Consider the following 26,858-nt stretch of genomic DNA (forward strand, 5'->3'; position numbering starts at 1 on the left):
CCGCCCCTCCCCTGGTCCCGCTCCTCAGCCGTGGTGCGGCGGGACCTGCTGGCGATACCAGTCGTCACCCTTGCCCGAGCGGTCCTCGCGCGGGTCGCGGTCGTCGCTCGTCTGCTCCGGCGCGCCCTCGCCGAAGACCGCCGCCAGGCGCCGGCGACGCTTCCACTCCGGCTCGGGCGCCGGGCTCGAGCCGTCGGCCGCGGGGTCCGGCTGATGACCGGGCTGATGGCCGGGCTGATGGCCGGGCTGGTGGTCGGGCTGGTGGTCGGAGTCGTCGGGGTGCACGTCGGATCAGGCTAGGCGCAGATGCCGGGGATGGGGTCCTGCTTCGTGGTGACCGGGGCCTGGGACTCGGGGCTCTCGGACTCGGGGCTCTCGGACTCGGGGCTCTCGGACTCCGGAGTCTCGGTCTCGGTGGTCCCGCTCGGCGAGTCGGGGTTGGACGGCGTCTCGCTGCCGGCCTCTCCGCCGGGCGACGAGGTCGACGCTCCCGGCGGCCCCTCGGCGCTGACGGACGTGCCGTTGATCAGCTTCGGCGGCAGCACCTTGTCCTGGTTGAGCAGCTCCCAGATGCGATCGGCCGCCGGCGTCCAGTAGACCTTGCCGCCGAACTCGGAGTCGCTGGGGTAGTACTCGGTCGGGAGCGTGACGAACTTGACCTGGTCGAGGCCGATGTCCTGCACCTGCATGGCGACCTTGCCCAGGCGCGTGACGGACGCGAACTCCTCGTCGGTCTGCAGCGACTTGGTCGCGGCGTCGAGGAAGCGCACGATCTTGTCGAGACGGGTCAGCGTCCCCGCCGACATCACCTTGCGCACGAGGGCCCCGATGAACTCCTGCTGGCGCCGGATGCGCGAGATGTCGTTCTGCTGGATCTTCTCGCCGACGTAGCGCGCGCGGACGTAGTCGAGGGCCTCGTCGCCGGTGAGGACCGACGGGTTGCCCTTGGGCACGAAGATCTGGCGCGGCTTGTCGACCAGGTCCTCGGGCACGCACACCGGCACCCCGCCGACGGCGTCGACCATGTCGCCGAAGCTGCCGAAGTCGACCACCACGAAGTGCTCGACGCGGATGCCGGTCATCTGCTCCACCTGCGCGAGCGTGCACACAGGGCCACCGATGCCGTAGGCCTCGTTCCACATCACGTCGGTCTCGGCCGGGGAGTCGCAGCCCTGCTCGGGCCGGTCGACGATCGAGTCGCGCGGGATCGACACGGCGTACGCCCGGGAGCGGTCCGCGGAGAGGTGCACCAGGATGGTGGTGTCGGAGCCGCCGCCGCCCTCCGTGTCGATGCCGCAGCCCTCGCAGTCGCGGGAGTCCGAGCCCATCACGAGGATGTCGAGGGGCTCGCCGTTGCCCGTGTAGACCTCCTCGGGACGGTCGTCGCCGAGGGCGTCGAGCGAGAGTCCCTCGATGTTGCCGTTGAGGTGGCGGATGAAGTAGACCGTGCCCAGGCCGGTGACCAGCGCCAGCACCACCACGCTGATGAGGATGACGCGGCCGACCGTGTGCTTTCGCGGGGGCTTGCCCCGGCGTTTGGGCGCACCCGAGGGAGGCTCCGGACGCGACTCGTCGGACACGGGCTCACCTTCGAACGGGTGGAGGGACTGACCGGGAAGGAATCTACTTCACCTCCGCAACATTTCCGTGCTCAGCGACGCCTGCGGGTCGGTGCCAGGACCGTGCCTGCGTCGGCCTCGACGACGAGCACACCTGGACGCGCGGGTAGGTTGGTCCCTCGTGCCTGACGCCACGGACCCGTTCGTCTCGACCGCACCGGAGGCCACCGTGCGCGGGGCGCTGCGCTCCCCGCGGTTGCTCCGGACCGAGGTGCTCGCCGGGCTCGTCGTCGCGCTGGCGCTGATCCCCGAGGCCATCTCGTTCTCCATCATCGCCGGGGTCGATCCGCGGGTGGGGTTGTTCGCATCGTTCACGATGGCGGTCTCGATCGCCTTCCTCGGCGGACGTCCGGCCATGATCTCGGCGGCCACGGGTGCGATCGCGCTGGTCATCGCCCCGGTCGTGCGTGAGCACGGCATGGACCACCTGGTGGCCACGGTCCTGCTGGGCGGCGCGATCCAGATCGCGCTGGGACTCCTGGGGGTCGCCCGGTTGATGCGGTTCATCCCCCGCCAGGTGATGGTCGGCTTCGTCAACGCCCTGGCCGTCCTGATCTTCCTGGCCCAGCTGCCGCATCTGGTCGACGTGCCGTGGGTGGTCTATCCGATGGTCGCGGTCGGCATCGCCGTGATCGTCGGCCTGCCGCGCGTCACCGACGTCGTACCGGCTCCGCTGGTCGCGATCGTCGCGCTCACCGGGTTCGCGCTCGCGACCGGCCTGTCGGTGCCGGACGTCGGCGACGAGGGCGTGCTGCCGGACAGCCTGCCGTCCCTGTTCCTGCCGGACGTGCCGTGGACCTTCGAGACGCTCCGCACGATCGCTCCCTACGCCGTCGCGATGGCGCTGGTCGGACTGCTCGAGTCGTTGCTGACGGCCAAGCTGGTCGACGACATCACCGACACCCCCTCCGACAAGACGCGTGAGGCGTGCGGCCAGGGCGCGGCCAACGTCATCACCGGCTTCTTCGGCGGGATGGGCGGTTGCGCGATGATCGGCCAGACGATGATCAACGTGAAGGTGTCCGGGGCGCGCACCCGGATCTCGACCTTCCTCGCCGGCGTCTTCCTGCTCGTCCTGGTCGTCGGCTTCGGCGACGTCGTCGCGCTCATCCCGATGGCTGCGCTCGTCGCGGTCATGATCATGGTCTCGGTCGGCACCTTCGACTGGCACTCCGTCCACCCGTCCACGCTGCGGCGGATGCCGAAGTCGGAGACGACGGTCATGCTCGCCACCGTGGTGGTCACCGTGCTCACCCACAACCTCGCCATCGGCGTCGGCGTGGGCGTCCTCGTCGCGATGACGCTGTTCGCCCGCCGCGTCGCGCACGTCACCGAGACCCACCGTGAGCTGGTCGAGGAGGACGACGGCACGACCACGGCCGTCTACCGGGTGACCGGCGAGCTCTTCTTCGCCTCCAGCAACGACCTCTACGCCCAGTTCGACTACGCCGCCGATCCCGCTCGGGTGGTCATCGACCTCTCCCTGTCGCACGTCTGGGACGCCTCCACCGTGGCCGCGCTCGACGCCATCACCACCAAGTACCACCGCAAGGGCAAGACGGTCGAGATCATCGGTCTCGACGCCGCGAGCGCCGAGCGCCACCAGCGGCTGTCCGGGACGCTGCCGCCGCTCTGAGGCTCGCGCGGATCAGTGTCCGGATGCGCGACGGGGCACGACGTCGTGGCAGGATGCTTCCCGCCGCAGCACGATCGCGTGACGTGGCACCGCCCCAGTAGCTCAGTGGATAGAGCAGCCGCCTCCTAAGCGAAAGGTCGCGCGTTCGACTCGCGCCTGGGGCACGCTCCCGGGGCTCTTGCGGGCCGAGCCGGCCACGGGCACCGGGTCACGACGCGCGGTTGAGGAACGTCCGGGTCACGTCGTCGGCCGGATAGAACGCCTCGATCGCGAGCTCCGACAGCGTCACCTCCCGCGGGGTGCCGAACACCGTGGTGGTGGAGATCAAGGACAGGACGGTGTCTGGCGTGACCCGCAGCTGCAGCGGCACGACCAGGGCCGATGACGGCGGCGCCTGCACGTCTCCCGAGCGCACCTCTGCCAGGAGCTCGCCTATGCCGGGGTCCCCGCTGGCCTCGTGCTCGCGCCGGAGGCGTTCGACCAGGTGCGCCCGCCACACCGGGAGGTTCTCGATCCGCGGGGCGAGCCCTCGTGGGTGGACCGACAGTCGGATGACGTTGACGGGCGGCGCGAGCAGGTCCGGGTCGAGGTCGCCGAGCAACGCGTACATCGCGTCGTTCGCCGCCACGAGGTCCCACTGCCGGTCGACGACCAGAGCCGGATAGGGGTGGTGTGCTTCGAGGATGGCCTCCAGAGCAGCGTTGGCCTCGGCCATGGATGCCTCACCCAGCTGGTGCTCGGGATGTGCTGGGGCATGGCCTGCCGCGAGCAGCATCCGGTTCTGTTCGCGCAGCGGGACCGCCAGGTGGTCGCACAGTCGCAGCACCATCGCGCTGGTGGGCCGGCTCCGTCCCGTCTCGACATAGCTGAGGTGACGCGAGGACACCTCGGCCCGGCTCGCGAGCTCGAGCTGTGACAGGCGCCTACGCACGCGCCATTGGCGGATCAGGGTTCCTGCGGGTGCGCTCATGGGCGCCAACGTAGCCACACCGGATCAGGCGGGACATGACCTCGGAGGTCATCGACTGCGACCCGTTCGCCAGGTGGACTTGGCACCGACGACTTCTTCGACACTGGAGGGCAACACCATGAACGCGGACACTGCCAAGACCTACGCCGTCGCCTACCTGCGCAACGTCGAGATGGGCGCCGAGATCATCGGCTACATCGAGCGGATCGACGAGACCCTGACGCCGTTCGGCGGCAGGTTCCTGGTGCACGGCGGCCACCTGACCGCCCTCGAGGGCGTCTGGGACGGCGACATCGTGATCCTGGAGTTCCCGGACGGCGCAGCCGCCCAGGCCTGGTACGACTCGCCGGGATACCGGGACATCCTGCCGCTCCGGGTGGAGCACTCGGACTCCATCGCCTGCCTGGTCGAGGGCGTTCCGGAGTCGTACCGCGCGGCAGACAAGCTCGCAGCCCTCCGCTGAAGGTGCAGGCCGGATCCGCCCCTCAACGGTCAGTCCCGGCACGTGAGATCCGCCGTCGTGACCGCCACCACCTTCGCCAAGGTGGCTGCGTGATGTCACACACACCTCGTGCCGGGGCCGCGAACCCCACCCCGGGCGTACGCCGGCTCCCGCACCGCGTGCTGCTGGCGCTCGCCCTGCTCGCGGCCGTCGCCGCGTCGTTGCTCCGACCGGCCTGGGCCGCTGTGGAGAGCAGCGAGCAGGCGCTCGACCCGGCGGCGGTCGACAGGTGGGTCCAGGAGTACGCCGAGCGCCACGGGCTGCCCGGCGTCGCCGTCGCCGTGGTCAAGGACGGTGTCACGGTGCACACGGCGGCGCACGGCGAGGGAGAGGCACCGGTCACCGACCGCACGCCGTGGGCCGTCGGGTCCGTGGCGAAGACGTTCACGGCGTTCGCGGTGCTTCAACTGGTCGACCGAGGCGAGATCGACCTGGACCACCCCGTGCAGCGGCACCTGCCGGAGCTCGCGGTGGACGATCCCCGCGCTGGAGAGATCACCGTGCGACACCTCCTCAGCCACACCTCGGGGCTGCCCAACCCGACGCTGGTGGCGCCGGCGCACTCGCTGGGCGAGGCGGTCGCCCGCGTCGCCGACGCGAAGCTGTCGTCCGACCCGGGGACGGCCTACTCCTACGCCAATCCCAACTACTGGGTGGCTGCCCGGCTCGTGGAGGTCGTGTCGGGCAGATCGTTCGAGCAGTACCTCGACGAGGAGGTCTTCACGCCGCTCGGGATGGCGGACACCCGCGCGGTGGTGCGCAGCGGGCCGGGCGTCGCGGGCATGGAGGACGGGCACGTCACCGCCTACGGCCTCGCCGTCCCGTTGCGGGAGATGGAGGCGGTCGTCGGTGGCGCCGGTGGCGTGGTCAGCACTGCTCGCGACATGGCGCTGTGGCTGGGCATGCAGCAGCGCGGAGGGGTGAGCGAGGACGGCGTCCGGCTCCTCTCCGAGGAGCTCATGGACGAGGCACACGCCAGACAGCCGGAGGCCGGTACGTACGGCCTCGGGTGGCAGCACACCAGCACGGCGGAGCCCCCGAGGGTCGGCCACGACGGCTCGCTGACCCGCTACAGCGCCCGGGTCGACCTGGTGCCATCGAGTGGTTATGGCGTGGTCGCCATGCTCAACAGCTACACGCCTACCTATACCCACCCGTTCTCGATCAGCACCGGCGTCATCGAGCTGACCGAGGGGCGTACGCCGAAGGTGGGAGCACCCGTGGCGAGCCTCGTCGACATCTCGCTGGGCGTCCTGACGGTCGTGGTGCTCGGTCTCGTGGCCCTCGGCCTGCGCCGATCCGGGGCCTGGGTGGAGAAGCGTCGCGGGCGACCGGCCTGGCGATTCGCGCTCCGTCTCCTGCCTCAGCTGTCACTGGCGGCGGCCGCGGTGACGGTCTACCTCGTGCTGCCCGCGGTCGAGGCCAACGAGGCGACGGTGGTCGACGTGATCGGTCTGTGGCCCGCGGCGATGGTCCTTCTCCTCGTCGCGGGGTCCGGGGCGGCGGTCCTCACCCTGGCCCGGGTCCGGGCTCGGGTCCGCAGCACATCCCCGACCGCATAGAAGGCAGGGCTCTCACCGCTTCGCAACCAGCGCCGACGCCGGGCGACGTCAGCGCGCGGGCACGACCATCGGCGTCCCGGTCACGGGGTCCGGCACGACGACGCAGTCCATGTCGAACACGTCGTGCACCAGCTCCGCGGTGACCACCTCCGACGGTGCCCCGCTCGCCACGATCCGGCCGTCGCGCATCGCGACGACGTGGTCGGCGAAGCGGCAGGCCTGGTTGAGGTCGTGGAGCACCACCACCACGGTGCGACCCTCGTCCACGAGCCGGCGGAGCAGGCGCAGCAGGTCGTACTGGTGGGCGATGTCGAGGAAGGTGGTCGGCTCGTCGAGCAGCAGGTAGGGGGTCTCCTGGGCCAGCACCATCGCGACCCACACCCGCTGCCGCTGCCCACCGGACAGCTCCGCGACGAGCCGGTCGGCCAGGGGCGCCACCCCGGCCGCCTCCATGGCCCGGGCGACGGCCTCGTCGTCCGCGGGGCGCCACGACCCCAGGATCGACTGATGGGCGTAGCGGCCGCGGCGCACGAGGGCCTCGACCCGGATGCCCTCCGGGGCGACCGTCGCCTGCGGCAGGAAGCCGACCTCGCGGGCCACGTCCTTGCTCCTCCACTCCGTGATCGCCCTGCCGTCGAGCTCGACCCCTCCGGAGCGGGCCGGGAGCAGCCGTACGAGGGCGCGCAGCAACGTCGACTTGCCGCACGCGTTGGGCCCCACCACCGCCGTGAACGCGTGGTGCGGGACAGCGAGGTCGAGCCCGTCGACCACCAGGCGGTCGCCGTAGCCGAGGGTCAGGCCGCGGGCCTGCAGGCGTGTCACGTGCGGATCTCCTTCGTCAGCAACCACAACAGGTAGAGCCCGCCCACCCCGGTGGTCACCACGCCGACCGGCAGCGCCTGAGGGGCCAGGATCCACTGCGCCAGCAGGTCGGAGGCGGTCAGCAGGAACGCGCCCGTCAGGGCGGCGGGCAGCAGCGGGACGCCGGCCGCGCGCGCCAGCCGACGTCCGATCTGGGGGGCGGCGAGCGCGATGAACGCGATCGGTCCGGCCATCGCGGTGACCGTCGCCGAGAGCGCGACGCCGACCACCACCAGCAGCAGGCGGAGCCGGCGTACGTCGGTGCCGGACGTGGTCGCCACGTCGTCGCCGAGCGCCAGCTGGTGCAGGGGGCGGGCGAGCAGGGCGAGCATCACGACGAGGACGGCGATCAGCACGAGCGGCGTGTCGACGTCCGACCAGTCCAGGCCGTTGAGCGAGCCCGCCTGCCACACGCTGGCGGCGATCGCGAGGTCCAGCTCCGCGCGCAGGATGATCCACGAGTTGACGGCTGTCAGCACCGCCTGGACCGCGATCCCGATCACGACCAGGCGCACGCCGGAGAAGCCCGTCCCGGTGGAGAGCAGGTAGACCACGAGCGCCGAGGCCAGCCCTCCCGCGACGGCCGCGGAGGTGATCGCCGGCTCGGTGACGGTGGTCAGCGTGAAGACGAGCAGGACCCCGGTGTAGGCGCCGGCGTCGAGCCCGATCACGTCGGGCGACCCGAGCGGGTTGCGGGTCAGGTTCTGGAAGACCGCTCCGGCCAGCCCGAGCGCCGCACCGAAGACCAGGGCGGCCACCACCCGGGGCATCCGCCACTCGGTCACCGAGATCCGGACCGGGCCGGCACCTCGCAGCGCGTCCAGCACGTCGGCGGGACGGTTCCACCCGTCGCCGAAGCAGAGCGCGGCGAAGGCGACGAGCAGCGCGGCCACCACCAGCCCCGCCGACACGTAGGCCGTCCGACGGTCCACGCGGAGCACCTGGCCGGCGCCCAGTGGGATCGACAGTGGGATCGACAGCGCCCTCACCCGCCCACCGCCCCGTGGCGCCGGACCACCCAGATGAGCGCCGGCCCGCCGAGCACCGCGGTCACGATGGCCACCGGCACCTCGCCGGTCTCCAGGAGGACACGGGCCAGCACGTCGGAGAGCACCATGAGCAGCGGGCCGAAGACCACGCACAGGCCGATCAGCCAGCCGATGGACGCACGGGCGAAGTGGCGTACGGCGTGCGGCACGATCAGCCCAACGAAGACGATCGGGCCCGCGACGGCCGTGGCCGTCGCTGCCAGCACCGTGGCCACCAGGAGGGTGAGGACCCGGGTGCGCACGACCGAGGCGCCGATCCCGTGGGCGACGTCGTCTCCCAGCATCACGGCGCTGAGCGCCCTGCCCAGCAGCAGGGCGGAGGCCAGCGCCACGACGAGGACGAGGCACGGCAGGAGCAGCGGCGCCTGCTCGCGGCCGGCGAGCGAGCCGACCGACCAGAAGCGGTAGACGTCGAAGGTGGCGGGATCGGTGAGCCGGATGCCGATCGACATCCCGGCCAGCACGGCGGTGAGGGCGACGCCGGCCAGGACCAGTCGCAGCTGGTCGGCTCGGCCGACGGCGTAGACGAGCGCCGCCGCCAGCGCCGCCCCGACGAAGGCCACCACCAGCGTGACGGCCTGCCCGGACGCGCCGAGCTGCGTGGCCACGACCACCGCGAACGACGCACCTCCGGTGACCCCGAGCAGCCCGGGCTCGGCCAGGGGGTTGCGCGTCAGGGTCTGCACCAGGGCACCGGAGACCGCCAGGGCCGCGCCCACCAGGACGGCGAGCAGGGCGCGCGGCAGGCGTACGTCGAGCACCGTGATGTGCGCGTTGTCGCCCGGGTCGTGGGCGACGATCGCGCGGTAGGCCTCCGCCATCGACACCGCGCCCTGGCCGACCGTCAGGCTGAGCATGACCGCCCCGGCGAGCAGCACGAGCCCGGCGCCGAGGGCGTACGCCGCTGTGCCCCCCTTCGCGCTCACGCCTCGTCGTCGTGGTCGTCGTGGTCGTCGTGGTCGTCGTGCTCGGTGGCGCCGCGCTTCCAGTAGCCGGTCACCAGGGCGTCGATGCCCCTGTCCCTGGCCCAGCGCCGCAGCGGCTTGACGTCGCCCGCCTCACCGGCGGCGAAGAGGAAGACGTCGGCCGGCTCGTGCCCGCCGAGGTCGAGGCCGGCGACCACCTCGGCCAGCCGGGACCCGCCGCTGCGCGAGAGCCACTCGACGCTCACGCCCGGTCGCTGTCGCAACGGGTATCCCGTCTCGTCGTCGTGGTCGTGGTCGATCACGACCTGCGCGCTCACGCCGCGCTCCTCGAGCCAGTCACCCTCGTCGAGCCAACGGGCGAGGGCGGGGAGCGCCGTGGTGTCGACGGCGAACACGTAGTGACCGTAGGTGTGGGGGAAGACGAGCGCTCCCGGCGGCCCGGCCAGCACCACCTCGGTGCCGACCCGGGCCTGCGACGCCCACTCGGACGCGAGGCCGCCGGGGTGGAGCACGACGTCGAGGTCCATCTCCCCCGTCTCGGCGTCGAGGCGGCGGATCGTGTACTTGCGCATGGTCGGCTGGGGGGAGCGCCAGTCGAGCATCTGCCGTTCGGGGTCGTAGGTCGGGTCGTTGCGCGTGCCGTCCTCGAGCGGGAACACGATGCCGACGTGGTCGTCGCACGCATGGCTGACCACGTCCCTGACGGCCGGGGACGCCACCGTGAGGCGCAGCATGTGGGGGGTGACCTGGGTGCGCGCGACCACGGTCGCGGTGCGGATGCCGATCGGGTAGCCGACCCGGCGGGTGCCGCGACCGCCCTGCTGGTGCGCGAGCACCCGGGGGCCCGGCCGGGACCTGTCGATCCCGCTCACTCCAGCTCCCCGGCGAACGCCTCCTCGAAGGCCTCGTCGATCGCGTCGAGGGTGCGCATCGCCGACTCGTAGGTCGCGGCCTCGGTGTGGCGCACGGCGATGGTCATGTCGTCCTTGACCGCCGGGAGGTTCTTCCACAGCGGGGAGTCGAGCACGTACTGCACGGCCTCGACCGGCGTGCCGTCCTGCTGGACGCTGTAGGTGATCACGTCGGCGTCGCCGAGGCTCTCGGGCAGCTCCTCGATCGAGGGGTACTCGCTGACCTCCGCCGAGCCGCCGTCGCTGGGGTCCTTCACCTCGCCGTAGTAGGTGACACCGATGTCGGCGGCGACGTTGGTGCCCCACGAGCCGGCGAACTCGCGGTGGAACTGCCCGGCCGTGACGTCGCCGTAGGAGCCGACGTGACCGAAGTCGAGCCCGTCGAGCACCGCGGCGTACTTCTCCGTCAGCTCGGCCGCGCGCGCCTCGTAGGCCTCCTGCTTCTCCGCGTACGTCGCCGACGAGCCCGCTGCCTCGCTCTGGCGCGCCCCGAGGTCCTTCCAGTCGTCGGGACGGCTCGGCCCCAGGACCACGACGGGCGCGATCGTCTCGAGCCGCTCCATGTTCACGTCGCCGAGCACCGGCAGTGGCACCCCGAGGATGATCACGTCGGGGTCGGCCTCCGCGACGGCGTCGTAGTTGATCGAGTCGGCGGACTCGCCCATGACCTTCGGGGTCTCCTCGTAGGTCGCCAGGTCCTCCTCGGTCATCAACGCGGTGCCGCGGCCCCACTCGGAGATGCCGACCAGGGGGGCGTCGACCTCGAGCAGCACCGGGACGGCGTAGCCGGTCGCCACGACGCGCTCGGGGGCGGCCGGGATCTCGACCTCGCCGTTGTCGGCGGTGAACGTCACCGTCTCGGGCCCGCCGTCGGCCTGGGCCTCGTCGCCCTCGTTGCCGCACGCGGCGAGGACGAGGCTGAGCGAGGCGGCCGTGGCGAGCGCGGCGGCGCGACGGACGGGGCTGTGGGTGCGCATGGGGGTTCCTCGGGTCGTCGATCGGCCACCGGCGACCCCGGCGGCGCAGCGGCAGCCGCGCACTGGTCGTCAGGGCGCGGCTCCGGGGGTCCACGGAGGGGAACCCGACGACTAAGGGTAGGCTAACCAACCCCGAGAAGTTGTCGCGAAGGAGACAGATGGTGTCGTCGAGCCGACACGTCGGCGTCGCCACGCACACCGCGACGGCGGCGGGGGCGATCACGGTCGAGGAGTACGGCTACGGCCTCGGTCCGCCCACCGGGATCCTCGTCCTGCGCTATCCCCCGCAGGCGGCGATCCCCGACTTCCCCGCCGACCGCGACGACTTCGTCCACCAGGTCTTCTGGTCGCCCGACGGCGTCCTCAGCGCGCACCGCGGCAACGCCTCGCGGTTCCTCTCCTCCTCCGAGATGCTCTGGGTCCGCCGCGGAGCGGTGGCCGAGGTCCGCGGCCTCGGTCGACAGACGGTCGTCCGGGTGTGCCTGCGGCAGTCGCACCCCGCCCTGAGTGCAGTCGAGGCGGGCGTCCTGACGCCCGACCCCGAGGTCGGGAGGCGACTGCTCGCGATCGCCCGCCCCGGCGTCGAGGAGGACGACGGCCTCCGCGCGCGACACGACATCGTCGAGGCCCTCGCCCGGTGCACCCCGGCGCGTGTCGACCACGTCGACCGCGGCCCCACCCCGGCGCGGGCAGTCACGCAGGCCCTGCTGCGCGACCCCGCCGACGCCACGAGCCTCGCAGCATGGGCGGCCATGCTGCACGTGAGCGAGAAGACGCTGCAGCGCCACTTCGAGCGCGAGCACGGCACGACCTTCACCGCGTGGCGCACGACGACCCGGATGCGGGCCGCGGCGGCCATGCTGCACCACCTGTCGGTCACCGAGACGGCGCACCGGGTGGGCTACTCCAGCGTCTCGGCCTTCGCGGCCGCCTTCACGCGCGAGTTCGGGACCAGCCCCGGACGCTACGTCGCCTGAGCGCGCCGCCGCTCACTGCGCCGCGGGCTCGCGCGGGCGGCGCACCAGCAGGGCGACGAGGACCGCCGCGGCGGAGATGACGCCGCCGTACATCAGCGCGGCGTGCACGCCGTCGGCGGTCGCCTCGACGAGGGTGGCACCCTCCTCGGTCCGGGCGACCGTCACGCGGGTCATCACGGTGACGAAGAGCGCCGTGCCGGCCGCGCCCGCGACCTGCTGGAGCGTCGAGACGATCGCGCTGCCGTGGGAGTAGAGCTGCGGCGGCAGCGAGCCCAGCGCGGAGGTGAGCAGCGGGGTGAACATGAACGCGAGCCCGACGCTCATCAGCACGTGCAGGCCGACGACGGTGGCCTGCCCGGTGCCGGCGTCCAGCGTGGTCATCCCCCACAGCGCGACGCTGACGAGCGCGGCGCCCGGCGAGACCAGCGGCCGGGGGCCGACCCGGTCGAAGAGGCGCCCGACGATCGGGGCGAGCAGGCCCATGGTGAGGCCGCCGGGGAGGAGGATGAGTCCGGTGTTGAGCACCGACAGGCCGAGGACGTTCTGCAGGTAGAGCGGCAGCAGGATCAGCGTGCCGAAGAGCGCCATCATGCTGACCGCGACCAGCAGCACGGCGACGCTGAACGAGCGCACGCGGAAGGCACGCAGGTCGAGCAGCGCCCGGTCGCGCAGCCGCAGCTGGCGCGCGACGAAGGTCACCAGCGCCAGGCCGCCGAGCACGAGCGGCACCCAGACGGGCACCGGGGTGTGGCCGGAGGCGCTCTCGCCGATGCTGCTCAGGCCGTAGATCAGCCCACCGAAGGCGAGCGCGGACAGCACGACGGACAGGACGTCGACCGGCACGTCGCGCGGCTCGGTCACGTTGCGCACCCACGCGGCACCGAGGGCGAGCGAGAGCAGCGCGATCGGCAGCACGATCCAGAACATCCAGCGCCACGACAGCTGGTCGAGCACGAGCCCGGAGATGGTCGGACCGATCGCCGGGGCCACGGAGATCACGATCGAGATCGTGCCCATCGTCTGCCCGCGCCGGCGCTCGTCGACGACGTTGAGGATCGTGGTGATGAGCAGCGGCATCATCAGGGCGGTGCCGACGGCCTGGACGACGCGCCCGGCCACCAGCATCGGGAAGACCGGCGCCAGCGCGGCCACCAGCGTGCCCGTGCTGAACGACGCCATCGCCGCGACGAACACGCTGCGCAGGGGGAAGCGCGTCAGCAGCCAGCCGGTGATCGGGATGACCACGGCCATGGTGAGCAGGAAGGCCGTGGTGAGCCACTGCGCCGTGGTGGCCTGCACGTCGAACTCGCGCATCAGGTCGGGCAGCGCGACGCTCATGATCGTCTCGTTGAGGATCACCACGAAGGCGGATGCGACGAGCAGCCCGATGAGGCGGCCGTGCCCCTGGGGCGACGCGGTCCCGACGTCGGGAGGTGTCGGCTGGGCGGTCGTGGTCACGTGGAACGTTCCTCCGGATCTGCGGGCACGGCGGCGTCCTCGCCGCCATCGGCGTCAGTGACTGCCAACCCGGTGGGAGCGGGCGCTATTCCCCCGGGCCGGACGGGTGCCGGGTGAGCCCGGTCAGCCCGTCGAGGTGGGCCCGCACGTCCTCGGCCGAGCCGGTCCCGTGCACGCGGATCAGCTCGGCGAGCGCCGGGTGGTCGGTGGCGAGCAGGTCGGCCGCCCGCAGGAGGTCCTGGCCGGAGGCCACGGCTCGCAGCAGCTCGGCAGTCGTCGGCTCGGCCGGCGGACGCGCGGCGGCACCCGTCAGGGTGGTGGAGTCCTGCTGGCGGATCTCCTCCAGGCGCACCGCGACCTGGCTGTGCGCCAAGCCGGCGGCGACCTCGTCGGACAGCTCGACGAGCGCGCGCAGCCGCTGGACCGCCAGCGGGTTGCCGATGGTGGTGCGCCGCCCGCTCGCCAGCTGCGACAGCATGGGCGCGCTCACCCCGATCGTGCGGGCCACGGCCGCCTGGCTGAGCCCGAGCGCCGCGGTGACCCGGTCGAGCACGTCGCCGATCGCGGCGCCGTAGAGCTCCTGCTGGCGCCGGCGGCTCTGCGACTGCCCGATCATGACCCGACGATAACGCACGCACATATTGTGTTTGCGATTGCTAACGCTGGGTAGGACCGTCCCAGGAGGTGCCCCATGACCCACCGGATCCGGACGATCCCCCACCGTGCGACGACGGCAGTCGCCACCCTCGCCGCACTGACCATGCTGGTCCTCGCGGCCGCGCTCGGCGCGAGCAGCCCGGCCGGCGCCACCAGCGGTGAGACCGACCCACCGGCGAGCGACACCGAGCCCGACGCCGAGCCCGACACCGACTACGCGCGGATGGTCCTGGTCCTCGACGCCTCGGGGTCCATGGCGGAGCCGGCGGGCGGCGGGACCACCAAGATCGACGCTGCCCGGCAGGCGCTAGGCACCGTCGTCGACGGGCTGCCCGACGAGGCCTACGTCGGGCTGCGGGTCTACGGCGCCACGGTGTTCTCCCGCGACCAGAAGGGCGCCTGCACCGACTCGCAGCTCATCGTCGACCCCGGCACCGACAACCGCGACGAGCTGCGGGCGGCGCTGGAGTCGTACGAGCCCTACGGCGAGACGCCGATCGGGTACGCCCTGCGCCAGGCGGCGGGCGACATCGGCGGCGAGTCGACCCGGTCGATCGTGCTGGTCTCCGACGGCATCGCCACCTGCGAGCCCGACCCCTGCGTCGTGGCGGGCGAGCTCGCCCAGCAGGGGATCGACCTCCAGATCGACGTCGTCGGCCTGAGCGTCGACGCCAAGGCCCGCGCCCAGCTGCGGTGCGTCGCGGCGAAGGGCAACGGCACCTACTACGACGCCGCGGACGCCGACGAGATCGTCGCCAGCCTGGAGACAGCGGCCGACCGCGCCGTGCGCCCCTTCGCACTCGACGGCACGCCACTGGCCGGCGGCGCCTCCGACGACCCGACGCCGGTCGAGGCCGGGCTGTGGAGCGACAAGGTGGGCACCACGCCGCAGGACTCCGAGCGCTGGTTCTCCTACACCCGCACGATGCCCGGCTCGACGGTCCGGGTCGGGCTGTCCAGCCTGGGCGGCGACCCCGACGAGTGGGACACCGTGCAGCTCGAGACCAGCACGCCGCTCGGGGATTCCTGCGGCACCGACAACAGCTTCAAGAACGTCAACTCCGCCGAGCTCCTCGGGGCCGAGGTCGCCGTGGGCGAGCCCCAGAGCAACGAGGCCTGCGTGAGCTCCGACGAGGTGCTGATCATGGTGTCCCGCTCGCTCAGCAACATGGGCCGCGGACAGTCGCCGTTCAGCCTCCAGGTGGTCGAGGAGCCACCGGCGGACGGCACGTCGCTCGCCGCGGCGGGCTCCTGGAGCGGCATCGTCCTCGACCCGCCGGTCGTCTCCGGCACGCCGGAGGAGGTGACGGGCGGCGACTCGTTCGCCACCGCGCCGGTCCTCACCGACGGCGTCTACAAGGGCACCATCGTGCCGGGCGAGACGCAGGCCTTCCGGGTGCAGCTGGCCTACGGCCAGAAGCTCAGCGCGCGGCTGCGCACTCCCCCCGCCTCCCCGGCGCTTCACGAGCAGATCGGCCACCAGGGCCCGTTCGCTTCGGTCCTGGTCTACAGCCCGATGCGCGGGAACGTGCCGATCAGTGGGGAGGGGATCAACACCCACGGGTTCGCCGCCACCAGCTCCTCGCAGGTGTTCGGCGTGCAGACCCCCGAGGTCCGCTACAACAACCGCGTCAGCTCGGTCACCGTGGGCACCAGCCTGCCCGGCTACTACTACCTCGTCTTCGCGGCCGATGCCGACCACCGCGGGGAGTCCTACGAGATGCCCTACCGGCTCGAGCTCCAGGTGCACGGCGAGGAGTCCGGCGCACCGGAGTACGCCGAGGGGCAGGCGCTCCTCACCGGCACGGACGCCCCGCTGGGCGCGCCCGTCAGTGCCGCGGCCGAGCCGGGCGACGAGCCGGGCGACGCGGCGGACGACGCGGCGGACGACTCCGGGCAGGCGGCGCAGGGCGAGCAGGACACGTCCCTCTCTGCCGGCACCCTCGCCGCCGCCGGCGCCCTGTGCGTCGTGGCGCTCGGGTGCGTCGCCGTCGCGGTCAACCTGCTCCGGGGACGTCGCGCCTGAGCGCGGGCTCCGACCAGAGTCAGCCACCGTGCAGGCAGTCCGGCGCTCGCTGCGCCCGGCCGAGCGTGGCCCGCGTCCGCAGGCAGGCGAACTGCCTCCAGGGTGCACGCCCGGCCACCGCAGCGGTCACCCCAGGAGCAGCCAGACCGCGCCGAGCAGGCAGCCAGCGGCCACCACGAGCAGCAGCACGGCCAGTCCGCGCCGGTCGGCGGGAGCAGCGGGCTCCCCGCCGGTCGGCCCAGTGACCGGGCTCGGCGCAGAGCCACTGGCCGCACCGCCGGGCTCGCTCTTCCCGGCGGTGCGGGTCTCGTCCCCGACGACTCCCGCCAGCTGGTCGAGGACGACCACCGGCTCCCCCGGCGCCGGGGTGCCCGACAGGTCGAGGGCGGTGAGCCGCTCGCGCAGGGCGGCGGCGGTGGCCGGACGCGCGGCGGGCTCGGTGCTGACCGTCTCGAGGAGCAGTGCCGCGAGCGGCTGCAGGCTCGGCTGGGCGGCGACGAGGGCGGTGACGGAGTCGGTGGCGTGGGGCGGGCGGACGCCGGTCAGCATCTCCAGCCCGACCATCCCCGCGGCGTAGACGTCCTGGGCGACCGACGGGTCCGCCCCGGCGAGCTGCTCCGGCGCCATGTAGCCCGGCGAGCCGATCACCTGGCTGGCACGCGTGAGCCGGGGGTCGTCGGTCCGGGCCGAGATCCCGAAGTCGGTGAGCAGCAGGTGGGGGCGCGCGGTCCCGGTCGCGCGGAGCAGCAGATTGGCCGGCTTGACGTCGCGGTGCACGACCCCGGTCGCGTGCACGGCCTCCAACGCGGTGAGCAGCTGCACGAGCAGCTCACGCACCCACGTCGCGGGCAGCGCGCCGTGGTCGCCGATCAGGGTCGCGACCGAGCCCCCGCGCACCAGCGGCATCGTGAACAGGACGCGGTCGTCCTCCCCCGCCCACGACAGCGGCGTGACGACGTGGTCGTGCGGGATGCGGGTGCCCTGCTCGCGCATGAACCGCACGAGCGACGCCGAGTCGGACTGGCGCAGCACCTTGCCGGCGTAGACCTCCCCGTCGCGGCGGTCGCGGACGACCCAGACCGAGCCCATGCCACCGTCGGCGATCGGCTCCAGCAGCTCGAACCGACCGGCGAAGACCTCACCCACGAGAGGCCGCCTCCCCCCGGGACCAGCGCCTCACAGCGTCTCGAAGCGCATACCGGCCTTCTGCAGCCGGGTGAGCAGCGCGTCGCCCATCGCCTGCGCGGTCGTGACCTGGCCGGCGGTCTCCGGGGTCTCGTCGAGGGCCAGGCAGAGCGCGGCCTCGGAGAGCATCTTGGCCGTCTCGGTGTAGCCGGGGTCGCCACCCGAGACGCGGGTGCGGACCGTGCGTCCGCCTGCCTCGCCGACGAAGTCGACGGTGAACCACGACCGCTCGCGCTTCTCCGGCGAGGGCCCCGACCCCTGCGGCACCTTGGACTTGATGAAGTCGCGCACCGGCGCGACCTGGGCGGCCAGGGCCAGCGCGCCGACGCCCACGACGCCGCCGACCGCGTAGGGCAGGGTCTTGGTGCCGGCCCAGTGCGAGTAGCGGAACCGCGGCCCGTACGACGCCAGCGCCGCTCCGGTGCGCGCGACGACGATCGGGTCGATGGTGGGCAGCGGGAGCAGCCAGTAGCCGAGCACCGGGTCGCGGTGGGGCCGTCCGCGCTCGGCACGGGACGAGCGTCCCTCGGGCCGCGGCTCCGCGCGACGGCGGGCGGCGTAGGCCTGCTTCATCTGGGTGCCGCGGGCGAACTGGTCGAGTGCGGAGTGGAGGGTGCCGCCGGAGAAGGTGCCGCCGGAGCGGACCACCCCGCGCAGCGTGATCGGCTCGTCGGACGGCAGCTGCTGCACGGTGAAGTAGGCACCCAGGTCGTGCGGGATCGAGTCGAAGCCACAGGCGTGCACGAGCCGCGCCCCGGTGCGGATCGCGGTCTGGTGGTGCTCGAGGTACATCCGGTCGACGAACTCCGGCTCGCCGGTGAGGTCGAGGTAGTCGGTGCCGGCCTCGGCGCACGCGGCGACGAGCGGCCCGCCGTGCTCGAGGTAGGGACCGATCGTGGTGGCGACGACGCGGGTGCGCCGGGCGACGTCGGACAGCGCGGCGGCGTCGGTGGAGTCGGCGACCAGCACCTCGACGTCGACGCCCCGCTCCTCGGCCAGTCGCCGGCGTACGTCGTCGAGCTTGTCGGGGTTGCGGCCGGCGATGGCCCACCGCAGCCCGGCCGGTGCCGCGGCGGCGAGGTAGTCGGCGGTCAGGCCCCCGGTGAAGCCGGTCGCCCCGAAGAGGACGAGGTCGAGGTCGCGGTCCTGGCGGCTGTCGGCGCGGCTGTCGAGGGGGTCGCTCATCGCGCCATCGTGTCACGCGGAACCCCGGCCGGGGCGGCTCCGTCCGACGGCCATGCGCGCTCGAAGCATCATCGCCCCGATCACCCTCGTCACCAGCCTGGCCGCGGCGCTCGGCATCGGCTACGCCCTGGGCAACGACCCGGGCCGCGAGGAACGACCGCCCACCTCCCCGCCCCTCGCGCTGGCCAACGCCGACCTCACCGTGGCCCCGAGCTGCGCCGCGCTGCTCAACAGCTATGTCGAGCGGGCGCTCACCGAGGTCGGGCCCTTCGGGTGGGGCGACCTCGGCGCCTCCGATGCGATGTCCGGAGCGGACGCGGCCGCGCCCAGCGATGCCGCGGAGAGCGCCCGCTCGACGGTCAGCACGTCGCGGAGCACCAGCGCCGGGTCGGGCACCAACGTCCAGGAGGCCGGCGTCGACGAGTCCGACGTGGTCAAGGTCGCCGGGAGCCTGCTGGTGCGGCTGCGCGAGGGCGAGCTGCTGGCCTACGACGTCTCGGGCGAGGAGCCGAGCCTGCTGTCGACCACGCGGCTCGACGACGCCCGGGGCAGCAACGGCTGGGTGGGCGACCCCGGCGGCGAGCTGCTGCTCGTGGACGGACGGGCCGTGGTGCTCGGCACGTCGGCTGACGGGTCGTCGACGACGATCACCACGGTCGACCTCGCCGACCCGACCGCGCCCGCCGTCGTCGACGCCACCACGATCGGCGGCCGCGCCTCCGCCGTGCGCCTGCACGGTGACGTCGTACGCGTGGTGGTGCACACCAGCCTGCCGCAGCTCGACTTCTCGATGCCTGAAGGGCCGCTGGGCGAGCTGCGCGCCCGGCTGGGCAACCGCGCGCTGGTGCGCGAGACCACGCTCGCCGACTGGCTCCCCACCGTGGACGGCGAACCGGTCGTGGACTGCGCGGACGTGGCGATCCCCGACGACCCCGAGGTCGCCCTCGGCACCACCACCGTGATCGCCCTCGACCCGACGGAGCCGACCGACCTGACCACCACGGCGGTGGCCACCGACTCCGACATCGCCTACTTCTCCACCGACCGCTTCTACCTGGCCGCGACCGCGCCCCAGTGGGGCTGGACCGACTGCATCACCTGCCGGTTCGCGCCCTCCGTGCCCAACGGCACGACGCCCCTCTTCGCCTTCGCGCTCGACGGCGCCGAGACGACGTACGTCGCGTCGGGCGAGGTGGAGGGGACGATCGCCGACCGCTGGTCGATGGATGCCGTGGGCGGGTCGCTGCGGGTCGCGGTCGGGCCGAGCAGCGAGACGGGCGACTTCAACTCGGTCGTCACGCTGCGCGAGGACGGCGCCGACCTCGTCGAGGACGGCCGCGTCGACGGCCTCGGCGTCGGGGAGGAGATCAAGTCCGTGCGCTGGTTCGACGAGCTGGCGATCGTGGTGACCTTCCGCCGCACCGACCCCCTCTACGCCGTCGAGCTCGCCGACCCGTCCTCCCCGCGGCTGCTGGGCGAGCTGAAGATCCCCGGATTCTCCGAGTACCTCCACCCGCTGGGCGAGCAGCGCCTGGTCGGGATGGGCCAGGACGCCTCGCTCGACGGCGTCGCCCGCGGCGCCCAGGCCGCCCTGTTCGACGTCACCGACCTCACCGCGCCGCGCCAGCTCGACGTGGTTCGCTACGCGCCGGGGACCCAGGCCGGGGCCGCCACGGACCCCCGCCAGTTCACCTGGCTGCCCGAGCGGCGCACCGTCCTGACCGTGGTGAGCCGCGGATGGACCGGCTCGACCGGGTGGGTCTCGGTGCTCTCGCTGGCCGACGGGTCGATGCGCAACCGGATGATCGAGGTCGAGCACGGCAGCGACGTCGCCGACGTACGCCTGGTGCCGCTCGCCTCGGGCGAGGTGGCGCTGGTGACGGGCGACGACGTGTCGTTCCTCCCCCTCGACGGATGAGGCGTGAGCCCTCGATCCGGGCCCCCGCCCCGTCGTAGGCTCGGAGCATGTGCCGCAACATCCGCCCGCTCAACAACTTCGAGCCGCCGGCGACGCGTGACGAGGTGACCGCGGCCGCCCTGCAGTACGTCCGCAAGGTGGCCGGCACCACGAAGCCCTCGCAGGCCAACGAGGCCGCCTTCCACGCCGCGGTGAGGGAGATCGCCCACATCACCGAGCACCTCCTCGACGAGCTGGTCACGACCGCGCCGCCGAAGAACCGCGAGGTCGAGGCCGCCAAGGCCCGCGCCCGCGCACAGGCGCGCTACGCGTGAGCCTCGCCGCGTCCGGCTCGGCCGAGGACGAGGCCCTCGACCTGCTCTGCTCGCGCCCGCTGGTCGTGCTGACCGGCGCCGGGCTCTCCACCGACTCCGGCATCCCCGACTACCGCGGCCCGGGCGCGCCGGTGCGGGCGCCGATGACCTACCAGGAGTTCGTCGCCACCCCGCAGGCCCAGCAGCGCTACTGGGCGCGCAGCCACCTCGGCTGGCAGCGCATGGGGCGGGCGCAGCCCAACGCCGGGCACCGCGCGCTCGCGGCGCTCGACCCCGAGCTGCTGATCACCCAGAACGTCGACGGCCTCCACGAGGCCGCCGGGTCGCGCCGGATGGTGGCGCTGCACGGACGGGTGGCCGACGTGGTGTGCCTGGCGTGCCGCACCACCTCCTCTCGTGCGGCGCTGGAGGCCGAGCTCGACGCGCTCAACCCGGGCTGGCTGGAGCGGCACGGCTGGGTCGCGTCGCGCCCCGACGGCGACGTCGACCTCGACGACACCCGCGACTTCGTGGTGCCGTGCTGCCCGTGCGGCGGCGCGCTCAAGCCGGACGTCGTGTTCTTCGGCGAGAACGTGCCTCCCGGCCGGGTGGCGCGCTGCTACGCCGCCGTAGAGGGGCTCGGCGGTGACGGCGCGCTGCTGGTGGCCGGCTCGTCGCTCACGGTGATGAGCGGGCTGCGCTTCGTCCGGCGTGCCGCCCAGGGAGGGACGCCGGTCGTCATCGTCAACCGTGGCCTGACCCGCGGCGACGCGCTGGCGTCGTACAAGCTCGACGTGGGGTGCAGCGAGTTCCTCGGTGAGCTGGCCGCGCGGGCTGCTTAGCGGCGTACGAAGATGTGCTCGGCGGCCTCCACCACGAGCTCGGCGGTCTCGCCGCCGGAGCCGATGAGGATGCCCTCCTCGGTGCGGGCGATGGTCACCGTCTTGCCCGGGAGCGCGCCGACGCGGCGCAGCAGGCCCATCAGCTCCTCGTCCTTCTGCATCTCCTCCGAGATCCGCTTGACGTGGACGCGCTGGTCCTCGACCTCCGCGGCGCCCGAGAGCGGCTCGACGTTGTCCATGAACTCCTCGCCGACCCGGTCGCCCAGCTCGTCGAGGCCGGGGATCGGGTTGCCGTAGGGCGACTCCGTCGGGTGGTCGAGCAGCTCCAGCAGCCGGCGCTCGACCGTCTCCGACATCACGTGCTCCCAGCGGCACGCCTCGGCGTGCACGAGCTCCCAGTCGAGGCCGATGACGTCGGTGAGCAGCCGCTCGGCGAGGCGGTGCTTGCGCATCACCCGCGTGGCCAGGCGCCTGCCCTCCTCGGTGAGCTCGAGGTGGCGGTCGCCCTGCACGGTGACCAGGCCGTCGCGCTCCATCCGGGCCACCGTCTGCGACACCGTCGGGCCCGACTGGTGCAGCCGCTCGGCGATGCGCGCGCGCAGCGGCGGGATGCCCTCCTCGACGAGCTCGTAGATCGTGCGGAGGTACATCTCGGTGGTGTCGATCAGGTCGCTCACGAGGCTCATTGTGTCCCATCCCCCAACTGCCGCGCCCACGCGAGGCGTGGCACAGTGAGCCGGTGACCGCGCTGATCGTGCCCCGACGCTTCTGCGGCCCGCCCGACTCCGGCAACGGGGGCTGGACGGCTGGATCGCTCGCCGCCTACGACGACGCGGACGCGCCCGACGACCACGGCACGAGCTGGCCGGCCATCGAGGTGTCGCTGCGCCAGCCGCCGCCCCTCGACACCCCGCTCGACGTCTCGACCGACGCAGGCGTCACCACCGCGTCGCGCGACGGCGTGCCGGTCGCGACCGCCCACCGCGTCGACCGCACGCTCACCGACGTCGAGCCGGTCGAGCCTGCGGTGGCCGAGGCGGCGACGGCGGGCTACCCCGGCCACACGTTCCACCCCTTCCCCACCTGCTTCGTCTGCGGCACCGACCGGGAGGAGGGTGACGGGCTGCGGATCTTCCCCGGACCGGTCGGCGGCGACCTCGAGGGCGAGCGGGTGGCCGCGCCCTGGACGCCCCACCCGAGCCTCCACGAGGACTGGCACACCTACGCCGACGACCAGCCCCGCGCGAGCGTCGCCGCGACCTGGGCGGCGCTCGACTGCATCGGCGGCTGGGCCGGCGACCTCACCGAGCGGCTGATGGTGCTCGGGCGGATGACCGCGCGGGTCGACGCCCTCCCCGTCATCGGCGAGGCCCACGTCGTCGTCGGTGAGCCCCGCGGTCGCGACGGTCGCAAGACGTTCACCGCATCGACGCTCCACGACGCCGACGGCCGGATCGTCGCCACCGCCGAGCACACCTGGATCGCCGTCGACCCCGCGCAGTTCGGCGGCCGCTCGCCCGGCGGCCGAGGAGCCGCTGGGACCGTTTGAGAAGATGCCTCGCATGGCTGATGTGAACGATCCAACGACGTACTGGTGGCGCAACGCCGTGATCTACCAGGTCTACGTCCGCAGCTTCGCCGACAGCGACGGCGACGGCGTCGGCGACCTGCCGGGCATCACCTCGCGCCTGCCCTACCTCGCCGACCTCGGCGTCGACGCGCTGTGGATCACGCCGTTCTACACCTCGCCCCAGCGCGACCACGGCTACGACGTCGCCGACTACCGCGACGTCGACCCGCTGTTCGGCACGCTCTCCGAGGCTGATCACCTGATCGCGCGCGCCCACGAGCTCGGCCTGCGGGTGGTCGTCGACCTCGTGCCCAACCACACGTCCGACCAGCACGAGTGGTTCCAGGCGGCACTGGCCGCCGGTCCGGGCAGCCCGGAGCGGGCCCGCTACCTCTTCCGCGACAGCGACGACGGCACCCCGCCCAACAACTGGCAGTCGGTCTTCGGCGGCCCGGCGTGGACCCAGGTCGACGACGGCCAGTGGTACCTCCACCTCTTCGACTCCTCCCAGCCCGACCTCGACTGGCGCAACCCGGAGGTCCCGGCGATGTTCGAGGACGTCCTGCGCTTCTGGCTCGACCGCGGCGTGGACGGCTTCCGCGTCGACGTCGCGCACGGGCTGTTCAAGGAGGAGAGCCTGCGCGACCAGGTGGTCGAGGAGGGCGCCCGGCCCAGCTCCGGGCAGGTCAACACCGACCACTCGATGGTGGCCCGCGAGCTCAAGGACGAGCCGATGTGGGACCAGCCGGAGGTGCACGACGTGTACCGCGCCTGGCACCGCGTCCTCGACGAGGCCGGACCCGACCGGATGGCCGTCGCGGAGGCGTGGACCCAGACGTCGGACTCGATGGCGGCGTTCGTGCGCCCCGACGAGCTCGACCAGGCGTTCAACTTCGCGTGGCTGCTGGCCGACTGGTCGGCCGACGACTTCGCGCGGGTCGTCACCGAGACCCTCGCGGCGGTCGGGCCGGCGGGCGCCTCACCGACGTGGGTGCTCAGCAACCACGACGTCGTACGCCACCCGACCCGCTACGGCGGCGGCGAGCAGGGCCTGGCCCGGGCACACGCGGCGACGCTGGCGATGCTCGCCCTGCCCGGCGCGTGCTACCTCTACCAGGGCGAGGAGCTCGGCCTGGAGCAGGTCGACGTCGCGCCCGAGGACCGGCAGGACCCCGCCTACCTGCGCACCGGGGAGGTCGGCCGTGACGGCTGCCGCGTCCCGATGCCCTGGGGTGGGAGCGAGCCGCCGTACGAGTTCGGGCCCGGCACCGGGCAGCCGTGGATCCCCCAGCCGGCCGACTGGGCAGGGCTGACGGTCGAGGCGCAGACCGGCACCAAGGGGTCGAGCCTCGAGTTCTACCGCCAGGCGCTGGCCGCGCGCCACGAGTTCGCGTGGACGGCCGGCGAGAAGGTCGAGCTCGTCGACCTCGGCCCGGACGTCCTCGCCTTCCGCCGCGGCCCGCTCACCGTCGTGCTCAACTGCGGCTCCACCCCCATCGACCTCCCCGACGGCGAGGTGCTCGTGGCCAGCGCTCCCGTCGAGGACGGCCGGCTCCCCGCGGGCGCCTCGGCCTGGCTGCGGCGCTGACGGCTTCCCCCTGCCTTTGCGTCATACGTCCGGCGACGGGAGGGCGGGTCAGTCGTCGCCGAGGGCGCGGTTGTACGCCGCAAGCTGGGCGCCGAAGGCGGAGAGCTCCTCGTCGCTCCAGGCCGAGAGCCGCTCGTCGAAGCGGTTGCTGCGCGCGCGGAACATCGCCTCGAGCCGCCGGCGGCCCTCCTCGCTCACGTCGAGCAGGATGGCGCGGCGGTCGTCGGCGGCCGGGTGGCGCTCGACCAGGCCGAGGTCGACGAGGGTCTGCACCTGGCGGCTCACGCCGCCCTTGTCCATCCCGAACGCGTCGGCCAGGTCGGCGGCACGCAGGGCGCCGTGCTGGGCCAGGTGGCTCAGGATGAAGTAGGTGATGGGGTGCAGGTCGGGGTGGACCTCCCTGGCCCGATCCGCCATCACCCGCTTGACCCGGCGGACCAGGATGCCGACCTCGGCCTCGATGAAGCGCAGGCCGTCCTGCCTCGTGGTCGTCACGGGCGCGCTCATGACTGCGGCGTCTCCGCCAGGAGCTCGTCCTCGCGCTTCACCGAGGTGCGCAGCGGGACCTCCTTGATGAAGAGCACCGCGATCAGCGCGCCCACCGCGAACGGCAGGGCGACCAGGAAGATGTGGCCGGTCGCGTCGCCGAACGCGCTCTCGAAGATCGCCCGCACCGGGGCCGGCAGGCCCGAGACGTCGGGGATGCTGCCGGTGTCGTGCGAGACGGCCGAGGCGTACTCCGGGTGGATCGCGAGCAGCTTCGTCAGCCCGGACTCCACGGCCGCGGCGACCTGGTGGGCCAGCACGGCGCCGAGCGCGGCGATGCCGATGGAGCCGCCGAGGGAGCGGAAGAAGGCGACGACGGAGGAGCCGGCGCCCATGTCGGAGAGCGCGATGGTGTTCTGCACGGCGAGGACGAGGTTCTGCATGGTCGCGCCGAGGCCGAGGCCCAGCACGGCCATGAACAGGCCGGTGCGCCACAGCGGGGTCGAGGCGTCGATCGTGGCGAGCAGCGCGATGCCGGCGATGACCGCCACCATGCCGCCGACGAGCCAGCGCTTCCAGATGCCGGTGTGGGAGATGATCCGCCCGCTCAGGATGCTGGAGACGAGCAGCCCGCCGACCATGCAGATCGACATCAGGCCGGCCTCGGTCGGGCTCATGTCCTTGGCGCGCTGGAAGTAGAGGCTCAGGTAGACCGTCGAGCCGAACATCGCGACGCCGATCAGCACCGACGCGACAGTGGCGAGGGTGAGGGTGCGCTCGCGGAACAGGCGCAGCGGGATCATCGGGTCCTTCGCGACGTTGGCCTCGACGTGGATCGCGAGACCGGTGACGACGACGGACGCGACGATCATCAGACCGCTGGTCCAGGAGATCCAGGCGAAGTTGTTGCCGCCGAGCGACATCCAGACCAGGAGGATGGACACGCCGCCGACGAGGAGGGTCGCTCCGAGGTAGTCGATCGAGACGTCACGCTTGACCACGACGGGCAGGCGCAGGGTGCGCTGGAGGACGACGAACGCCAGCAGGGCGACGGGCAGCCCGGCGAAGAAGCACCAGCGCCAGCCGATGGTGTCGACGAGCACGCCACCGACGAGCGGGCCGCTCACCGTGGCGAGCGCGAAGACCGCGCCGATGTAGCCGCTGTAGCGGCCACGCTCGCGCGGGGAGACCATCGTGGCGATCACGACCTGGACCAGCGCGGTCAGGCCGCCGACGCCGAGGCCCTGGACGAAGCGGGCCCCGATCAGGACCTCCATCGACGGCGCGAAGCCGGCGGCCAGCGAGCCGACCGAGAAGATCACCAGCGCGCTCTGCACCAGCGTCTTCTTGTTGAACATGTCGGCGAACTTGCCCCAGATCGGCGTGGTCGCCGTCATCGCGAGCATGGTGGCGACGACCACCCAGGTGTAGCCGGTCTGGCTGCCCTCGAGGTCGTCGACGATGGTCGGCAGGGCGTTGCTGACGATCGTGCTGGAGAGCATCGCGACGAACATCGCGAGCAGCAGGCCGCTGAGGGCCTCGAGCACCTGGCGGTGCGTCATCTCGCCGGCCTGCTCGGCGGTGATGGGGGGAGCCTGGGTCACTGCGATCCTTTTCGGTTGCTTAGAGCAATAGTTGCTTTCCACAACCATAAGGCCGG

At 72.8% G+C, this 26,858-nt stretch carries 25 protein-coding genes and 1 tRNA gene; 11 read left to right on the top strand and 15 right to left on the bottom strand.

The window, feature by feature from the left end:
* Positions 1-24 precede the first annotated feature (24 nt).
* Together AC4H2S_RS00075 and AC4H2S_RS00080 are read right to left on the bottom strand one after the other, a co-directional pair.
* Positions 25-285 (bottom strand): hypothetical protein, encoded by a 261-nt coding sequence (locus tag AC4H2S_RS00075; RefSeq protein ID WP_491494916.1) that lies wholly within the window; start codon positions 283-285, stop codon positions 25-27.
* An 11-nt stretch (positions 286-296) separates the two neighbouring features.
* Positions 297-1,580: an LCP family protein gene (locus AC4H2S_RS00080; RefSeq protein ID WP_491494917.1), complete on the bottom strand. Its 1,284-nt coding sequence runs from the start codon at positions 1,578-1,580 to the stop codon at positions 297-299.
* Positions 1,581-1,740: 160 nt separating this feature from the next.
* Here AC4H2S_RS00080 and AC4H2S_RS00085 point away from each other — a divergent pair, with 160 nt between their 5' ends.
* Positions 1,741-3,255 carry a SulP family inorganic anion transporter gene (locus AC4H2S_RS00085; RefSeq protein ID WP_491494918.1) on the top strand — a complete coding sequence of 505 codons (1,515 nt, stop codon included), beginning with the start codon at positions 1,741-1,743 and terminating at the stop codon, positions 3,253-3,255.
* Positions 3,256-3,346: 91 nt separating this feature from the next.
* A tRNA-Arg gene (locus tag AC4H2S_RS00090) sits at positions 3,347-3,419 on the top strand.
* Positions 3,420-3,463: 44 nt separating this feature from the next.
* On the opposite strand, the gene AC4H2S_RS00095 is transcribed toward AC4H2S_RS00090, so the two are convergent.
* Positions 3,464-4,225 (bottom strand): MmyB family transcriptional regulator, encoded by a 762-nt coding sequence (locus AC4H2S_RS00095; protein ID WP_491494919.1) that lies wholly within the window; start codon positions 4,223-4,225, stop codon positions 3,464-3,466.
* A 118-nt stretch (positions 4,226-4,343) separates the two neighbouring features.
* Between AC4H2S_RS00095 and AC4H2S_RS00100 the strand changes: the two genes are divergently transcribed.
* Together AC4H2S_RS00100 and AC4H2S_RS00105 are read left to right on the top strand one after the other, a co-directional pair.
* Positions 4,344-4,688, top strand: a complete 345-nt coding sequence (locus AC4H2S_RS00100; protein ID WP_491494920.1) for a DUF1330 domain-containing protein — start codon at positions 4,344-4,346, stop codon at positions 4,686-4,688.
* Positions 4,689-4,780: 92 nt separating this feature from the next.
* On the top strand, positions 4,781-6,289 hold the full coding sequence (locus tag AC4H2S_RS00105; protein WP_491494921.1) for a serine hydrolase domain-containing protein: 1,509 nt from the start codon (positions 4,781-4,783) through the stop codon (positions 6,287-6,289).
* Between the two features lie 48 nt (positions 6,290-6,337).
* Here AC4H2S_RS00105 and AC4H2S_RS00110 read toward each other — a convergent pair whose 3' ends face one another.
* From AC4H2S_RS00110 to AC4H2S_RS00130, 5 genes are read right to left on the bottom strand one after another with little or no spacing between them, the layout of a single operon-like run.
* A complete protein-coding gene (locus AC4H2S_RS00110) occupies positions 6,338-7,111 on the bottom strand; it encodes an ABC transporter ATP-binding protein (protein ID WP_491494922.1) in 774 nt (257 codons plus the stop codon).
* On the bottom strand, positions 7,108-8,082 hold the full coding sequence (locus AC4H2S_RS00115; protein ID WP_491494923.1) for a FecCD family ABC transporter permease: 975 nt from the start codon (positions 8,080-8,082) through the stop codon (positions 7,108-7,110). The genes AC4H2S_RS00110 and AC4H2S_RS00115 overlap by 4 nt, the downstream gene beginning before the upstream one ends.
* 53 nt (positions 8,083-8,135) lie before the next feature.
* A complete protein-coding gene (locus AC4H2S_RS00120) occupies positions 8,136-9,125 on the bottom strand; it encodes a FecCD family ABC transporter permease (protein WP_491494924.1) in 990 nt (329 codons plus the stop codon).
* On the bottom strand, positions 9,122-9,997 hold the full coding sequence (locus AC4H2S_RS00125; RefSeq protein ID WP_491494925.1) for a siderophore-interacting protein: 876 nt from the start codon (positions 9,995-9,997) through the stop codon (positions 9,122-9,124). Before AC4H2S_RS00125 ends, AC4H2S_RS00120 begins: the two co-directional genes overlap by 4 nt.
* Entirely contained in the window at positions 9,994-11,013 is a 1,020-nt protein-coding gene (locus AC4H2S_RS00130) for an ABC transporter substrate-binding protein (protein WP_491494926.1), read from the bottom strand. Before AC4H2S_RS00130 ends, AC4H2S_RS00125 begins: the two co-directional genes overlap by 4 nt.
* A gap of 161 nt (positions 11,014-11,174) precedes the next feature.
* On the opposite strand from AC4H2S_RS00130, the gene AC4H2S_RS00135 reads away from it, so the two are divergent.
* The gene (locus tag AC4H2S_RS00135; RefSeq protein ID WP_491494927.1) at positions 11,175-11,990 is read left to right on the top strand and encodes a helix-turn-helix transcriptional regulator; all 816 of its coding nucleotides are present in this window, start codon (positions 11,175-11,177) and stop codon (positions 11,988-11,990) included.
* 12 nt (positions 11,991-12,002) lie between these two features.
* On the opposite strand, the gene AC4H2S_RS00140 is transcribed toward AC4H2S_RS00135, so the two are convergent.
* Together AC4H2S_RS00140 and AC4H2S_RS00145 are read right to left on the bottom strand one after the other, a co-directional pair.
* The gene (locus AC4H2S_RS00140; RefSeq protein WP_491494928.1) at positions 12,003-13,448 is read right to left on the bottom strand and encodes a DHA2 family efflux MFS transporter permease subunit; all 1,446 of its coding nucleotides are present in this window, start codon (positions 13,446-13,448) and stop codon (positions 12,003-12,005) included.
* Positions 13,449-13,533: 85 nt separating this feature from the next.
* Complete coding sequence (locus tag AC4H2S_RS00145; RefSeq protein ID WP_491494929.1) at positions 13,534-14,064, bottom strand: helix-turn-helix domain-containing protein; 531 nt, start codon at positions 14,062-14,064, stop codon at positions 13,534-13,536.
* A 75-nt stretch (positions 14,065-14,139) separates the two neighbouring features.
* On the opposite strand from AC4H2S_RS00145, the gene AC4H2S_RS00150 reads away from it, so the two are divergent.
* Entirely contained in the window at positions 14,140-16,131 is a 1,992-nt protein-coding gene (locus AC4H2S_RS00150) for a vWA domain-containing protein (protein WP_491494930.1), read from the top strand.
* Positions 16,132-16,257: 126 nt separating this feature from the next.
* On the opposite strand, the gene AC4H2S_RS00155 is transcribed toward AC4H2S_RS00150, so the two are convergent.
* Positions 16,258-17,277 (bottom strand): serine/threonine-protein kinase, encoded by a 1,020-nt coding sequence (locus AC4H2S_RS00155; RefSeq protein ID WP_491494931.1) that lies wholly within the window; start codon positions 17,275-17,277, stop codon positions 16,258-16,260.
* Positions 17,278-17,307: 30 nt separating this feature from the next.
* Complete coding sequence (locus AC4H2S_RS00160; protein WP_491494932.1) at positions 17,308-18,501, bottom strand: saccharopine dehydrogenase family protein; 1,194 nt, start codon at positions 18,499-18,501, stop codon at positions 17,308-17,310.
* A gap of 52 nt (positions 18,502-18,553) precedes the next feature.
* Here AC4H2S_RS00160 and AC4H2S_RS00165 point away from each other — a divergent pair, with 52 nt between their 5' ends.
* The 3 genes from AC4H2S_RS00165 to AC4H2S_RS00175 are packed head-to-tail and all read left to right on the top strand — an operon-like array spanning position 18,554 to position 21,554.
* The gene (locus AC4H2S_RS00165; RefSeq protein WP_491494933.1) at positions 18,554-20,419 is read left to right on the top strand and encodes a beta-propeller domain-containing protein; all 1,866 of its coding nucleotides are present in this window, start codon (positions 18,554-18,556) and stop codon (positions 20,417-20,419) included.
* Between the two features lie 47 nt (positions 20,420-20,466).
* A complete protein-coding gene (locus AC4H2S_RS00170) occupies positions 20,467-20,733 on the top strand; it encodes a DUF2277 domain-containing protein (RefSeq protein ID WP_186339204.1) in 267 nt (88 codons plus the stop codon).
* On the top strand, positions 20,730-21,554 hold the full coding sequence (locus tag AC4H2S_RS00175) for a Sir2 family NAD-dependent protein deacetylase (protein ID WP_491494934.1): 825 nt from the start codon (positions 20,730-20,732) through the stop codon (positions 21,552-21,554). Before AC4H2S_RS00170 ends, AC4H2S_RS00175 begins: the two co-directional genes overlap by 4 nt.
* On the opposite strand, the gene AC4H2S_RS00180 is transcribed toward AC4H2S_RS00175, so the two are convergent.
* A complete protein-coding gene (locus AC4H2S_RS00180; protein ID WP_491494935.1) occupies positions 21,551-22,231 on the bottom strand; it encodes an iron-dependent transcriptional repressor DtxR in 681 nt (226 codons plus the stop codon). The genes AC4H2S_RS00175 and AC4H2S_RS00180 overlap by 4 nt on opposite strands.
* 62 nt (positions 22,232-22,293) lie before the next feature.
* Between AC4H2S_RS00180 and AC4H2S_RS00185 the strand changes: the two genes are divergently transcribed.
* Entirely contained in the window at positions 22,294-23,103 is an 810-nt protein-coding gene (locus tag AC4H2S_RS00185; protein WP_491494936.1) for a hotdog family protein, read from the top strand.
* A 13-nt stretch (positions 23,104-23,116) separates the two neighbouring features.
* A complete protein-coding gene (locus AC4H2S_RS00190; protein WP_491494937.1) occupies positions 23,117-24,712 on the top strand; it encodes a glycoside hydrolase family 13 protein in 1,596 nt (531 codons plus the stop codon).
* A gap of 48 nt (positions 24,713-24,760) precedes the next feature.
* On the opposite strand, the gene AC4H2S_RS00195 is transcribed toward AC4H2S_RS00190, so the two are convergent.
* Positions 24,761-25,207, bottom strand: coding sequence for a MarR family winged helix-turn-helix transcriptional regulator (locus AC4H2S_RS00195; protein ID WP_491494938.1), 447 nt, complete (start codon positions 25,205-25,207; stop codon positions 24,761-24,763).
* An 8-nt stretch (positions 25,208-25,215) separates the two neighbouring features.
* On the bottom strand, positions 25,216-26,802 hold the full coding sequence (locus AC4H2S_RS00200) for an MDR family MFS transporter (protein ID WP_491494939.1): 1,587 nt from the start codon (positions 26,800-26,802) through the stop codon (positions 25,216-25,218).
* Between the last annotated feature and the right edge of the window lie 56 nt (positions 26,803-26,858).

The sequence above is a fragment of the Nocardioides sp. Z13_37 genome (genome assembly GCF_058355585.1).